Source organism: Haematospirillum sp. H4485 (assembly GCF_012102745.1).
Taxonomy (GTDB): Bacteria; Pseudomonadota; Alphaproteobacteria; order Rhodospirillales; family Rhodospirillaceae; genus Haematospirillum.
The window spans coordinates 50,572-64,551 of record NZ_JAAVSY010000012.1; the positions used below are offsets into that span (position 1 = coordinate 50,572).

Genomic DNA, 13,980 nt, shown 5'->3' on the forward strand with positions numbered 1-13,980 from the left:
CCTGATGTTTTCTGCCTGTCGTAATCTTGCCCGCGTATTTCGTATCGGCCGGGTCCTGGCCCGTCACGACGTTTTGTTTCTTCTGGATGCCTTGCCGGTCGGGTCCTTGGTGGCAACCCTCCTGCGTCCCATGGTACGCCCTGCCGAAGGGCGGCCCGGACAACGCCTGGCGCGGGCTTTCGTTGAGCTGGGGCCAACATTCATCAAGCTTGGGCAGGCTCTTTCCACGCGCCCGGATCTGATGGGCGAGGCCATCGCGCAGGATCTGACAGATCTGCAGGATCGCCTGGAGCCTTTCCCGTTTGAAGATGTACGCCGGATTCTGACCGATGAGTTCGGGGAGCCACCCGAGTCCCTGTGGCAAAGCTTTGATGAAGTTCCGGTGGCTGCCGCTTCCATTGCCCAGGTTCACTTTGCCGTCACAACAGAGGGCAAGCCGGTTGCCGTCAAGGTTCTGCGCCCGGGTGTGGAGAAAATTTTCGCCCGCGATGTTGAAATGTTTTCCTGGATCGCCGCGATGGTGGAACGGTTCCGACCACAGTTCCGGCGGCTGCGCCCGGTTGAAACTGTCCGGACGTTCGAGGATTCGGTCACGCTGGAAATGGATCTTCGGCTTGAAGCCGCCGCCGCTGCGGAATTGGCAGAAAACTTCGCCGGGGATACCACGTTCCGCGTTCCGGCCATCGACTGGCAGCGCACCGGCCAACGGGTGATGACGCAGGAACGCATTGCCGGTATTCCCCTGGATGAACGGGAAAGAATCATTGCCGTCGGCCTTGACCCGCGCGAGGTGATTACCCACGCCGCCAATGCATTTTTCAACATGGTGTTCCGCGACGGGTTTTTTCATGCTGACCTGCACCCGGGAAATCTGTTTGTTGACGAGACCGGCACCATCATCGCGGTTGATTTCGGAATTATGGGTCGGGTCAGCGAGGAAACAAAGCGAACCCTGGGGGAAATGCTGCTGGGTTTCCTGACCGGTAACTACCGCCGCGTGGCAGAGGTTCATTTTGAAGCCGGGTGGGTGCCCGATGACAAGTCGATTGATGCATTCACCCAAGCAGCCCGTTCCATTGCTGAACCCATTTTTGGCAAGCCGATCAACGAAATTTCCATCGCGCGCCTGCTGGGGCAGCTGTTCCAGGTAACAGAGCAATTTTCGATGCAGACCCAGCCGCAGCTGCTGCTGTTACAGAAATCCATGCTGCTGGCCGAAGGTGTGGGACGCAAGCTGGAACCCGATATCAACATGTGGGAACTGGCTTACCCACTGGTGGAACGCTGGATGACCGACACCTTCGGTCCCGGTGCAAGGGTCAAGGGAACAGTGCATGGCCTGGCCCGTACTCTGGAGCGGATGCCCGCTGTTCTTGAATATGCCGACCGGGCAGCTGCGATGATGGCCTCCGGTGGATTGAAGCTGCATCCTGAAACGGTGCGGCAGCTTGGCGTCAGCCTGACCGGGGGGAATGGCCGCCGTACTTTGCCAACCTGGCTGCCGTGGATCCTGGTTGCGGGATTGGCGCTGGCCTTGATCGGACGATAAAACCAATAAGTTGCTTGATGTAGGATGCACTATAATCTAGAGTCTGTTTATCGGCAGGGTTCAAAAACCTGTCGATAGAGGCCCAAAAACCTCGTACATACCAGTAGCAGACAGTCGCCTGTATTGCGCGGCGACTGTCTGTACGGTGACGGACTGATTCCTCGCGGTCCGTGCACGTGTATCATGGCGGGAGGGCGGCGAATAAAACACCCGCAAGGGAAATAAGTCCACCTGATATCCCTGACGTTGGGCAGTGTTATTGGGTTTTTGGCCTCCCGCCACCACGAGTGTTGTCAGCGCATGTGGTGGCCGGCGTCTTCGTGCGCTGAACCGGGGACCCGGTGCGGTTTCCCCCCGATGGCCATCCTGTCCGGCTTCCTTGCTCCCCGCCGGACAGGGGCATCAGGTCCCCGGTTTTCTTGTGTGACACTATGCAGCGCATCTGTGTGTAACAGTATACAGGATCATTTATATCCATCTCTTCTTGTTCCTATCATACTGTGATCTGATAGAAGCGCTGACTTATAGTGAGCGCGAATATAGAATAAAAAATTGGCACTAACTATGAAAAATGAAATGGATATAATGATAAGAAGAGTTCTTCCAGAGGACTCTGAAGATATATGGAAATGGAGGAACGATCCCTTAACAAGAAAAATGTCGACATTTAATGGTGAGATCAACAGAGAATCACACCAAAAATGGTTCACAGATTCTGTGTCTGACATAAATATCATTATACTTATCGGTGTTAATATCGATAATAGCAAAAAAATAGGACTCTGCAGATTTAATATACGCGAGAATGAGAAAATAGCTGACGTATCAATTAACCTGAATCCTGAATTCAGGGGTATTGGTTTGTCCTCTCTATTATTGATGAAATCGTTGAGAATATTTCTATCGATACATGAATATGATGTTCTATCGCAGATAAGAAAAGTGAACCTCCCGAGCATACGTTGCTTCCGAAAGTGCGGCTTCTCCCTTTACGATTGCGATGCCGATTATGACTACTATGCCCTCTATGCCAACAAAGACGGAAACTCCCCATGATTAACATGAGTTGGGAAATAAACATGTGCAACAGCTCGCTATAAACATAAGGATTGCGATCCTCGCGTGGCTTCCTCACATCGTGCATCTCGCATGGAACAAGTGGAAAAATTGTTAAGATTCAAATTACTTTTATCATTTTATCCAGACCTGTAATGTCGCTTCTATACACGCATTGATAGAGTACGCTGTTTGCATTCTGCCAGCGTAAATGGGTAACACCGGAGCCGATCAAACCTTTCCCTGAATCAAAACCGGCGTGCAACCCGTTTCGCAAAAGCATGAGAGGTACGCACGCACTAAAGCCTATGACCCTTTCTCTTCGGATTTTCCGGAATCCGCCATTTCCACACCGGTTACAGGAAGAGCCTATGCTCCCGCTGTTACAGACCCCGTATCTTCCCGGGGATACGTTGTGCACGCGGATCCATTTTCTTTTGGGCAAGGGCAACGACACACTGGGGGGAGGCAACGATGCGGATACATTTGCGTATCGCTCCGATTCCTATGGTGACGACATTGTTCTCGACTTTCATCAGGGAGAAAGTGACCACCTTGATCTTCGGGCAGCAGGCTGGAGAGGAAAAACCCTGATGCTGAGTGAGGATGGCCCGCAAGCCCATGGTAACGGGCTGTGACTCCGAACAGGATGGCGTTGTCTTGTTTGCCGATGTCGACGGCGACGGGACCAAAGACTTCGGCAGCATCCTGCTTTAAGCACAACCCCCCCGCCCGGACCTGAAAAGGGAGGGGAGCAAAGCGGTCTAAAAAACCTTGCGACATCAGGATCAGACATCCCGCGCAAGAAAACCGGGGACCCGATGCCCCTGCCCGGCGGGGAGCAAGGAAGCCGGACGGGATGGCCATCGGGGGGAAACCACACCGGGTCCCCGGTTCAGCGCACGAAGACGCCGGCCACCACATGCGCTGACAACACACGTGGTGGCGGGAGGCCAAAAACCCAATAACACTGCCCAACGTCAGGGATATCAGGTGGGCTTATTTCCCTTGCGGGTGTTCTATTCGCCGCCCTCCCGCCATAAAGCGGAGCGCACGGACCGTGAGCGCAGTCCGTCACCGTACAGACAGTCGCCGCGCAATATGGGCGACTGTCTGCGTTGGGTATGTACGAGGTTTTTGGACCTCTATCGACAGGTTTTTGAACTCTGCCGACAAACAAAATCTTAAGGCACAAGAATATCAATATAAAGCAACTTTAATGCGTAACATGGCACGCATTCACTATGCGTAAAACCTCTTTGAGCCAGCAGAGCCTGTGATATACTCCCGTCCCCCGTTTGCTCCACAAGCTGAACAAGCCGAATCAGACGGGGGTCTGTTTCGGTTGTGCCGAAGCAGGATCCCACACCCGTTTTCCAGTGCCAGGTGACAACGACCGTGAAACTGACCATCGAACGCAGCACCCTTCTGAAGTCCCTTGGCCACGTTCAAAGCGTTGTTGAACGGCGCAACACAATCCCCATACTGTCTAATGTCCGCCTGCAGGCGCGGGATGGCGTGCTGGCCCTGAACGCCACCGACATGGATCTGGAAGTTGTCAAAAGCATCCCGGCTTCAGTAGAGCGTGACGGTGCCACGACGGCACCCGCCCATACCCTGTTTGAAATTGTCAAAAAACTACCCGATGGCTGCCAAGTGGAAATGTCCTGGGACAGCGAGCGGAACCAGATGACCCTGCGGTCCGGGCGGTCGCGTTTTTCCCTGTCCTGCCTTCCGGTAGAAGAGTTCCCGACGATGGAAGAAGGCGGATACAGCCACACCTTTGCTGTATCCTCCAGCGATATACAAAGCTTGGTGGACCGCACCCGCTTTGCGATCTCTACAGAAGAGACCCGCTATTACCTGAACGGAATCTACCTTCACACTGCTGTTGTTGATGGCAACCCTGCCCTGCGGGCTGTTGCCACCGATGGCCACCGTCTGGCCAAGGCCGAAATCGCCCTGCCGGAAGGTGCGGCGGACATGCCCGGGGTGATCGTGCCCCGTAAAACCGTTTCCGAGCTACGCAAGTTGATGGAGGAGGGAAACGCGGATGTCTCCGTATCCCTGTCAACAAGCCGGATCCGTTTTGTTCTGGGCAATGCCGTCCTGACATCAAAGCTGATAGAAGGAACCTATCCGGATTACGAACAGGTTATTCCGCATAACAACGACCTGCACCTGGAAGTAGACAAGAAGCTGTTCTCCGACGCCGTGGACCGGGTTTCAACCGTTTCGGGTGACAAGCACCGCACGATCAAGGTCAGGATCGAGGATGGGTCCCTGACGCTCTCGGCCTCCAATGCCGAGGCCGGAAATGCCCAGGAAGAGGTGGAGTGCATTTACAGCGCCCAGCCCCTGGAGATTGGCTTCAACAGTCGCTACCTTCTTGATATCATGTCACAAATAGAGGGCAGCGCGGCCCGCCTGTCGATGGCCGACACGGCATCCCCGGCTATTATCCGTGAATCTGCGGATGACACGGCGGTCTATGTGCTGATGCCGGTGCGTGTCTGACGCGTCCCTTTTTCCGGCCATTGGCGTCAGCCGCTTGGTCCTGACTGATTTTCGCGGTTGGAACAGTCTGCAACTGGAAGCTGGAATGGCACCGGTTGTTCTGACCGGACCGAATGGATCCGGAAAGACCAATCTGCTGGAAGCCTTGTCGTTCCTGGCTCCTGGTCGCGGTCTACGTCGCGCCAGGTTGCAGGACGTCACCCGCAGCGATCACGCCATGGGCATGCAAGGGGGTTGGGGTATTGCCGCCACCGTGCACACTGCCGATGGTCCTGTAGATCTGGGAACCGGCAGAGACCCGGGCCCTTCGGATCGGCGCGTTGTACGCATCAACGGCATCAATGCCCGCAGCCAGACCGAGCTGGGGGATATCGTGTCTATTGTCTGGTTGACACCGGCGATGGACCGGCTTTTTACCGAAAGTCCATCAGGGCGACGTCGTTTCCTGGATCGCCTGGTCTTCGGGCTGTATCCCGGACATGCCGGGCACCTGTCGGCCTATGAGAAAGCGCTGCGACAAAGAACCAGCCTGCTGCGGGACAACGTCAATGACCCTGCCTGGATGGCTCTGCTGGAGAACACCATGGCATCGCACGGGGTTGCCATAGCAGCAGCCCGGCAAGATATCATAACACGGCTGAACCGGGCCCTGTCACGGGTTGCGCCGCCCTTCCCCCGGCCCGATCTCGGGCTGAACGGGTGGCTTGAAAGCTTGCTGGAGGATCACCCGGCAACTGATGTCGAGGATCTGTTCCGCCAGCATATGTGCCAGAACCGCCACCGGGAAAGTGCCGGCATGCCGGCCGAGGGACCACACCGCACTGACCTGATGGTACATAACCACAGCAATGACCAGCCTGCTGCCCGCTGCTCCACCGGCGAACAAAAGGCACTTTTATTGTCAATCCTGTTGGCCCAGGCCAGGATACAGGGCGCACAACGGGGAACAGCCCCGCTGCTGCTTCTGGATGAGGTGGCCGCCCATCTGGATGCACAGCGTCGCGAGGCCCTGTTTGAAGCCTTGATTGCACTGGGTGCCCAGGCATGGCTGACCGGAACCGACCGGGCCCTGTTTGAACCCTTTGGGAACCGGGCGCAGTTTTTTGACGTTTCTGACGGCCAATTGCACTAGAATACCCCTCCCCGCCAGCCAGCGGGGAAAGCAAGGACGAAGTGAGTACGCAAACCCATGACCGAAGCTGCCAACGCCACCACCACCAACGGATATGACGCGGGTTCCATCAAAGTCCTGAAGGGACTGGAAGCCGTGCGCAAGCGCCCGGGCATGTATATCGGCGATACCGACGACGGATCCGGCCTGCACCACATGATCTACGAGGTCGTGGACAACGCGATTGACGAGTCCTTGGCCGGGTATTCCGATCGTACGGACGTTGTCCTCAATGGCGACGGCTCGGTGACCGTGCGCGACAACGGACGCGGTATTCCGGTGGATATCCACAAGGAAGAAGGCGTTTCCGCCGCCGAGGTCATCATGACCCAGCTGCATGCCGGCGGCAAGTTTGACCAGAACTCGTACAAGGTGTCCGGCGGGCTGCATGGCGTTGGTGTGTCGGTGGTCAATGCCCTGTCAGACTGGCTTGACCTGCGTATCTGGCGCGATGGCTGGGAGCATTATGTCCGCTTTGAACATGGGGAGACCGTCAAGCCTCTGAAGCGCGTCAAGGAATGCGGCGACCGGACCGGTACAGAAGTGACCTTCCTTGCCTCGCCTTCTATCTTCGCCATAACAGAATACAATTTTGCAACGCTGGAACACCGGCTGCGCGAACTGGCTTTCCTGAACAGCGGCGTGACCCTTCACCTGACCGATGCACGCCACGGGGAACCCGGAACCGTCATCTTCCACTATGAAGGCGGCACAGAGGCTTTCGTCCACTATCTCGACAAGGCGCGCCAGCCCCTGCACGACAAGCCGGTTCTGATCACCGGCGAACGTGATGGTATCAGCGTGGAAATCGCGCTGGAGTGGACCGATGCCTACCACGAGAACACGCTCTGCTTTACCAACAACATCCCGCAGCGGGATGGTGGAACTCATCTGGCCGGCTTACGGGCCGCGCTGACCCGGACAATTTCTCACTACGCCCAGGAAACCGGTCTGCTGAAAAAGGAAAAAGTCCAGCCGACCGGCGATGACATGCGTGAAGGCATGACCTGCGTGTTGTCCGTGAAGGTTCCTGATCCAAAGTTCTCCAGCCAGACCAAGGACAAGCTGGTTTCGTCCGAGGTACGCCCCGTTGTGGAAGGCGTTGTGTCCGAGAAGCTTGCAGAGTGGTTCGAAGAACACCCGTCCGACGCCCGCAAGGTTATCGGCAAGGTGGTCGAAGCCGCTGCCGCGCGCGAGGCCGCTCGCCGGGCCCGTGAACTGACACGCCGGAAGGGAGCGTTGGATATTTCCTCCCTTCCCGGCAAACTGGCCGACTGTCAGAACCGTGATCCTGCACAGTCCGAACTGTTCCTGGTCGAGGGTGACTCCGCCGGTGGAACAGCCAAACAGGGGCGGGACCGGGCCTTCCAGGCCATTCTGCCCCTGCGCGGCAAGATCCTGAACGTGGAACGGGCACGGTTTGACAAGATGCTGTCCAGCGCCGAAGTCGGAACCCTGATCACCGCCATGGGAACCGGCATAGGACGCGATGACTTCAATATCGAGAAACTTCGTTACCACAAGATCATCATTATGACCGACGCGGACGTGGATGGTTCCCACATCCGTACCCTTTTGCTGACATTCTTCTTCCGGCAAATGCCCGATATTATCGAGCGGGGGCACCTGTATATCGCCCAGCCGCCACTGTACCGGGCCAAACGCGGCAACTCGGAGCGTTATCTGAAGGATGATCGCGAGCTGGAAGAATACTTGATTGATGTATCCATCGGCGAAGCTGTTCTGGTTCTGCAAGACGGACAGCAGATTGCCGGTCCCCACCTGCGTGAGCTGATAACCCAGGCCCGGCAGGTCCGGACTCTTCTGGGCCGCATGTCGAGCCGGGTCCCGAACCGGATCCTGGAACAGGCCGCTATAGCCGGTGCCCTGAGTCCGGAGTTTCTGGCATCAACACGCAATAACCAGCCTGTTATGGATACCATCTGCCAACGACTGGACAATCTGGAAGCCGAGCATGAAAAGGGCTGGAGCGGTGAAGTCACGGACAGCGGCAGCCTGCTGTTCCGGCGCACCTTGCGGGGTGTAACGGAGACCCATGCCATCGACAGCGCCTTGGCCCACTCTGGCGAGGCCCGCCGCCTGGACCAGATGTCGGCCAGCCTTGGCGAAATCTACAACGGAAAAGCCACGCTGCGCATCCGGGACAGCCAGTATCCGATCCGGGGTCCTGTCGGGCTGGTCAATACCTTCATGTCGGCCGGGCGCAAGGGTATCAGCATACAGCGCTACAAAGGGTTGGGAGAGATGAACGCCGAGCAGCTGCGTGAAACAACGCTCGACCCCAACGTCCGGCGCCTTCTTCAGGTCCGGGTTGCCCACGCCGACGAGGCCCAGGAGGTGTTCTCCACTCTGATGGGTGATGTTGTGGAACCCCGGCGTGAGTTTATCCAGAACAATGCCCTGAAAGTCACCAATCTGGATATCTGATCCAGAACACGGGAACGGAGGGAAAGGCGGCGGACACCCCTATCCCTTCGGAACCGGGGAAACATCACCAAGGGGAGCATTGGGGACGCAGACGGTTACCCGGATATCCTGTCCGGATTCTAGGGAGTCGCGAACTTGGAGGAACTCCTCCTCACGTTCGACAAAGTCTTCGCAAGCACGGAAGACCAGCTCTTCCAGTTGACACTGCCCTGCCTCCGCCAAAGCTTGCAGACGCAGGTAGAGATCCTCGGACAGATTGATGATCAAGGCAGGCGCAGTCTTCATTGCGGCTTTCTCCCCCGGAAACGGAAAGGCAGAATAGCAGAAAAAAAGCAACGATTCGCCGATTTCTGCATCTTGCAGCACAAACAGCCATACGATTGCCCCAAGTATAGGGGAGAAAATATCCTGTCACTTCATGATCCTGACAAAAGCGTCACCAAGAGATGTGGGGATACCTTTGCATCAGGCTGCTGTCTCGGGTATCAAGCCCTTGCTTCGGTCACAGTTTGTAGTCCCAGGACCTTTCTTGTGACCTCTCCCACCCGGAACACATAGAAAACCGGATACGATGTCTCCTTCTGGCTCCTGCCCCGTTCCTGACCCTGCAACGCCCGGAATCCGCCTGGATCCTGATGATATCAGGAACCGTATGCTGTCATCGCGTCCGGCCTATGGCAGCAGTCTGGCCAGAATATGGGGCAAACTCCGGACAGAAAAGCGGCCAAAAAAGGCAAAAAACACCGGAAGATCCAAGCCCAAGCGGTCAACACGACAAGGGCAAGAACCAAGAAAAACCGGCAGGAGCAAGAATACGCGCCGTTCACGCTCCCTTGTCTGGCGCCTGACACGCTGGACTCTGAGCATCATGCTGTGGGGGTGCATGGTGGTTGGCCTGATTCTGGGCGGGTTTGCCCTTGACCTGCCACGGATCGACCTTACGGCAGCCATGACCCGCAAGCCTTCCATTACCCTTGTCGATGAGAACGGCGCCTTGGTCGCCACGTATGGGGACCAATATGGCGATGTTGTACCGGTCAATGCCATGTCTCACTGGCTGCCTGAGGCGGTTATGTCCATTGAGGACCGGCGGTTCTACAGTCACCCGGGCATTGACCCCCTAGGGCTTTTGCGGGCCGTAGTAACCAACTGGCAGGCGGGGCAAACCGTACAGGGTGGTTCCACCATTACGCAGCAAACTGCCAAGAATCTATTCCTGACCCGCGACCGTACCTTCAAGCGCAAGGCCCAGGAGCTGATGCTCGCCTTGTGGCTGGAATGGACGTTCAGCAAGGAACAGATCTTCAGCCTGTACCTGAACCGCGTATATCTGGGTGCCGGTACCTATGGCATGGAAGCGGCCTCCCGGAAATATTTCGGAGTATCCACGCGCCATGTCACACCCTATCAAGCCGCCGTGCTGGCCGGGTTGCTGAAAGCTCCATCCCGCTATAACCCCGAGAACAACAAGGTCAATGCCCATGCACGGGCCAGAACTGTCCTCCAGTCCATGGTCGCGTCGGGCGTTCTGACACAAGCTCAGGCCGAACACGCCTCGTCCGAAGGAGAACGGTATCTGGCTTCACTGCCACCCCGCAGCCATACCGGGCGGTATTTCAGTGACTTTGTCCTGGATCAGCTTGACGACCTGGTCGGCACGGTCGATACCGACCTTGTGGTAAGAACAACGTTCAACAAGCAAACCCAGAAGAGTGCAGAGCATGCACTGAACACCGTACTGAACCAGTATGGCGCAACACGCCACGCCACGCAGGGAGCTGTTGTGGTCATGAGCCCGCAAGGGGCCGTACGCGCGATTGTGGGCGGAACGGACTACAGCACAAGCCAGTACAACCGGGCAACGCAAGCAACCCGGCAACCCGGATCATCGTTCAAGACGTTTGTATATCTTGCGGCTCTGGAACAGGGTCTTTCACCTGATGACATCATTCAGGATGAACCCCTGACGATCCGCAACTGGTCGCCACAAAACTTTGACCGCCAATTCCGCGGAGATGTTACGGTACGCGAGGCTGTCGCCCGCTCGATCAATACGGTTGCTGTCCGGGTTGCCATGAAAACAGGTCTACGTACCGTGGCACGCACAGCCCGCCGACTGGGCCTTTCCGTATCGCGTGTCGGGGAAGAAAGCCCGGCCATGGCCCTGGGAACAGAAGACAACACCCTGCTGGCCATGACAGCGGCCTATGCTCCCTTGGCGAATGGAGGCATGGCCGCCTATCCATATTCCATCCTTGATATCACCACGCGGGATGGGCAAGTCCTTTACGAACGCATCGGAACAGCCGGTACACGGGTTATACGCCCGGATGTAGTGGCGCAGATGAACCAGCTTCTTGGTGGTGTCCTGTCCTGGGGAACCGGAAAAGCCGCAACCCTGGACCGGCCAGCAGGGGCCAAAACGGGTACCAGCCAGACTTACCGCGATGCGCTTTATCTTGGCTATACCGCCGATTATGTGACCGGTGTCTGGATTGGTAATGACGACAACAGCCCGATGAAACGGGTTACGGGAGGAACCCTGCCCGCTCAGGTGTGGAAACAGGTCATGGAAGACATTCACCGCGGCCTGCCCGCACGCCCGATACCATCGTCACGATCCTCTTCGGACCCGGATCATGACCAGGAAGAAGCCCCGCCGGCAATCTGGACACCTGCTGATGAAATAGACCGCCTGCAGGACATGTTCGGACGCCGTTAGAACACCAAGGCTTTCTCAAAAATCGTTGAGACATCCAGAGCAGACAGAGCCGCATCCAGACGGGCACGGGCCGCCTCTCCTTCGTCTGTCTTGCGGAAACACACGTGCAAGGTCTTGTTCTCAAGAATCTGACTGTTGAATTCCAGGACATCTCCCTCCGCAATCAGGGATGAGTCTGTTTTCAGCAGATAGGACATCACGTTATGGTCAACCACAGCAGCCACAACCCTTTTTGCAATAACCTTGCGCAAGTTACTGACGTCATCAATCGCTGTATCCGTACTCAGGCGACCAGCAGCCACCCGGGCATCAAAGTCAGATGTATTGACATAGCCCGAAACAGTGCCAATCGGTACTGATGCAAGATCATCCAGCGTATTCCAGAACAACGGTCTGTCCCTGCGCTGTGCAAACCCCAAGGGACCAATGCCAATCGGCTTGCTGAACAGGCACTGACTGTCCAGATCCCGGGACATATACTCCGGAAAGTAACCAACATACCCTTGGCTCTCCAAGCCTATGCGAACAGCCCGTTGCCAAGGATAGAAGGCTGCGCTGAAGGTATCCCCACCATGCTTGGCTGCCTCTTGCAAAACAATCGCAGCCGCACCGGCACCGGGCAAAGCCTCGCCGGTATAGGGAGGCCATTCCAAGGTGCTGAGCCTCAACTCACCAGCATGGGATACGGGGGCCACAAGAAAAAACGTGCAGGATAACAGGACAACGGAACACGCACGAACGGCAGAACCACGACTGACCTGTTTCTTGTCCTCGCCTCGCCTGCTCATGCGGAACGCATGTCCAGCAAGAACTTCTCGACACAGTCGCGCAGGTTCTCCGTTTCGCTCTTCAGCCCCTCGGCAACACGGTACATGCTGGAAGACATGTCACCTGTCTTGGCTGCGGCTGTAGACACTTCCCCGATGCGGTCGACGATACTGCGGTTCCCCGCAGCAACACCACCCACCGCGCGGGCAATCTCGCGCGTTGCCGCGCCCTGTTCCTCAACAGCCGACGCAATATTGGCAACGACCGCGTCCACGGAATGAATGGTCCCCACAGCCTGACGAATGGCCGAGCTGACATCCCCCGATGCTTTCTGGACAGCCGTGATCTGACGGGCAATTTCGTCTGTGGCCCGGGTTGTCTGGTTTGCCAGGCTCTTGACCTCGTTGGCGACAACAGCAAACCCTTTGCCGGCCTCACCGGCACGGGCCGCCTCGATCGTTGCATTCAGTGCAAGGAGGTTGGTCTGACTGGCGATATCCGTAATCAGATTGACAATCTCGCCGATCCGCCCCGTTGCTTCTGACAGGATGCCCATGGTCTTGGCCGCACCCTCAATCCCCCGTACTGCATCGGCCGTGATGTGGGTGCTGTCCTCGACCTGACGGCTGATTTCACCGATGGAGGCTCCCAGCTCTTCCGCCGCCGTTGCCACGGCTTCAATGTCCAGGGAGGCCTGCTCGGCAGAATGATTGACAGCCTGGCTCTCGTCACGGGTACGGTCCGCCGCCTGCTGCAGGGTATCCGAAGACCCGAAAACTTCTTCCGCACTGCCTGACAGAGTCCGCAACATGGAACTGACGGCCGTATCAAAAGCTGCCGTAAGTTTCTCGCGCAGGGCTGTTCTCTGGCGGCGTTGCTCGCGGGCTTCTTCCGCCTCGCGTTCCAGCTCGCGGTTACGCTTCATATTCTGCTGGAATGTCCCGACAGCACCTGCAATGGAGCCAATTTCATCAGTACGTTCCTTGTGGGGAACCTCAACATCCAGTCGATCGGCCGCCAGCTCATCGATAACGGCAGCAATATCAACCAAGGGACGGGTGATTTGCCGAATGATGGCAAAGAGAATAACAACCAGGATCAGGTTGCTGAGGATAATGATCACAACGCCGGAAAAAATCGCACTCTGGCGGGCTGCTTGCTTGGAATGGTCGCTGACAACGATATGCAGGGTGGCAATCTGCTTGTCTTCCCGAACAACCGACTGGTGGATCATGGAGACACTGGATGGCAAAGCATCCTGTTCAAGAGTTGTATAGTCTATATCTCCGGCCATCTTCTTGCTGAGAACCTTGCCCGTATCATCCGTGACCCAGGCAGCCTCAAAATCCGGATCGGCCGCAAGGGCGTTGGTCAACTGCTGCAGAACCTCAAGATTGAAATCCCAGATTGGCTGAACCATGGCCGCAGCCTGAAGGTTGGCAACCAGAGACGCACGGGTATCCACAGCCTTGCCCATCAGGCGGTCTGTTACAATAACGCTGGCAACGGTTGAAATGATCAGGAACCCTGAAACCACGGAAGCAATAACGGCAATCAGCTTCACGGCGATTGTCGTTTTCTTTGGATGCTCGGACATGGTTTACTCCTGTCAGGACACCTGTAACGCCATTCCTCATGTACTGCCCAAAAGGCTTACACCCTGTTTCTCACCCTGTCGCCAGGACAAAAGGCAATACAAACAGGGACAAGGGTACAAGCGACCTACCCGGCTATAAACCGGGGCAAAAT

The 13,980-nt window shown here is 56.7% G+C and carries 10 protein-coding genes; 7 read left to right on the forward strand and 3 right to left on the reverse strand.

Annotated elements, in window-relative coordinates; translation table 11 throughout:
- Positions 1–4 precede the first annotated feature (4 nt).
- The 6 genes from ubiB (at position 5) to gyrB (ending at position 8,741) form a co-directional block, all read left to right on the forward strand.
- Complete coding sequence (ubiB, locus tag HEQ61_RS09260) at positions 5–1,549, forward strand: 2-polyprenylphenol 6-hydroxylase (protein WP_168021005.1); 1,545 nt, start codon at positions 5–7, stop codon at positions 1,547–1,549.
- Between the two features lie 564 nt (positions 1,550–2,113).
- Positions 2,114–2,605 (forward strand): GNAT family N-acetyltransferase, encoded by a 492-nt coding sequence (locus tag HEQ61_RS09265; RefSeq protein ID WP_168021004.1) that lies wholly within the window; start codon positions 2,114–2,116, stop codon positions 2,603–2,605.
- A gap of 371 nt (positions 2,606–2,976) precedes the next feature.
- Entirely contained in the window at positions 2,977–3,243 is a 267-nt protein-coding gene (locus HEQ61_RS09270; RefSeq protein ID WP_168021003.1) for a hypothetical protein, read from the forward strand.
- 760 nt (positions 3,244–4,003) lie between these two features.
- Positions 4,004–5,122: a DNA polymerase III subunit beta gene (gene dnaN, locus HEQ61_RS09275; protein WP_168021002.1), complete on the forward strand. Its 1,119-nt coding sequence runs from the start codon at positions 4,004–4,006 to the stop codon at positions 5,120–5,122.
- On the forward strand, positions 5,115–6,254 hold the full coding sequence (recF, locus tag HEQ61_RS09280; RefSeq protein WP_168021001.1) for a DNA replication/repair protein RecF: 1,140 nt from the start codon (positions 5,115–5,117) through the stop codon (positions 6,252–6,254). The genes dnaN and recF overlap by 8 nt, the downstream gene beginning before the upstream one ends.
- A gap of 57 nt (positions 6,255–6,311) precedes the next feature.
- On the forward strand, positions 6,312–8,741 hold the full coding sequence (gene gyrB, locus HEQ61_RS09285; RefSeq protein WP_168021000.1) for a DNA topoisomerase (ATP-hydrolyzing) subunit B: 2,430 nt from the start codon (positions 6,312–6,314) through the stop codon (positions 8,739–8,741).
- 39 nt (positions 8,742–8,780) lie between these two features.
- On the opposite strand, the gene HEQ61_RS09290 is transcribed toward gyrB, so the two are convergent.
- Positions 8,781–9,026 (reverse strand): hypothetical protein, encoded by a 246-nt coding sequence (locus tag HEQ61_RS09290; RefSeq protein WP_168020999.1) that lies wholly within the window; start codon positions 9,024–9,026, stop codon positions 8,781–8,783.
- A gap of 286 nt (positions 9,027–9,312) precedes the next feature.
- On the opposite strand from HEQ61_RS09290, the gene HEQ61_RS09295 reads away from it, so the two are divergent.
- Positions 9,313–11,463 (forward strand): transglycosylase domain-containing protein, encoded by a 2,151-nt coding sequence (locus HEQ61_RS09295; protein WP_168020998.1) that lies wholly within the window; start codon positions 9,313–9,315, stop codon positions 11,461–11,463.
- Here the strand turns inward: HEQ61_RS09295 and HEQ61_RS09300 are convergent.
- Complete coding sequence (locus tag HEQ61_RS09300; RefSeq protein WP_168020997.1) at positions 11,460–12,251, reverse strand: substrate-binding periplasmic protein; 792 nt, start codon at positions 12,249–12,251, stop codon at positions 11,460–11,462. The two genes, HEQ61_RS09295 and HEQ61_RS09300, sit on opposite strands and share 4 nt — an antisense overlap.
- On the reverse strand, positions 12,248–13,828 hold the full coding sequence (locus tag HEQ61_RS09305) for a methyl-accepting chemotaxis protein (protein WP_168020996.1): 1,581 nt from the start codon (positions 13,826–13,828) through the stop codon (positions 12,248–12,250). The genes HEQ61_RS09300 and HEQ61_RS09305 overlap by 4 nt, the downstream gene beginning before the upstream one ends.
- Between the last annotated feature and the right edge of the window lie 152 nt (positions 13,829–13,980).

Coding starts and splice junctions, on each gene's coding strand:
- ubiB (WP_168021005.1), top strand. CDS start 5: ATGTTTTCTGCCTGTCGTAATCTTGCCCGCGTATTTCGTATCGGCCGG.
- HEQ61_RS09265 (WP_168021004.1), top strand. CDS start 2,114: ATGAAAAATGAAATGGATATAATGATAAGAAGAGTTCTTCCAGAGGAC.
- HEQ61_RS09270 (WP_168021003.1), top strand. CDS start 2,977: ATGCTCCCGCTGTTACAGACCCCGTATCTTCCCGGGGATACGTTGTGC.
- gyrB (WP_168021000.1), top strand. CDS start 6,312: ATGACCGAAGCTGCCAACGCCACCACCACCAACGGATATGACGCGGGT.
- HEQ61_RS09290 (WP_168020999.1), bottom strand. CDS start 9,026: ATGAAGACTGCGCCTGCCTTGATCATCAATCTGTCCGAGGATCTCTAC.
- HEQ61_RS09295 (WP_168020998.1), top strand. CDS start 9,313: ATGTCTCCTTCTGGCTCCTGCCCCGTTCCTGACCCTGCAACGCCCGGA.
- HEQ61_RS09300 (WP_168020997.1), bottom strand. CDS start 12,251: ATGAGCAGGCGAGGCGAGGACAAGAAACAGGTCAGTCGTGGTTCTGCC.
- HEQ61_RS09305 (WP_168020996.1), bottom strand. CDS start 13,828: ATGTCCGAGCATCCAAAGAAAACGACAATCGCCGTGAAGCTGATTGCC.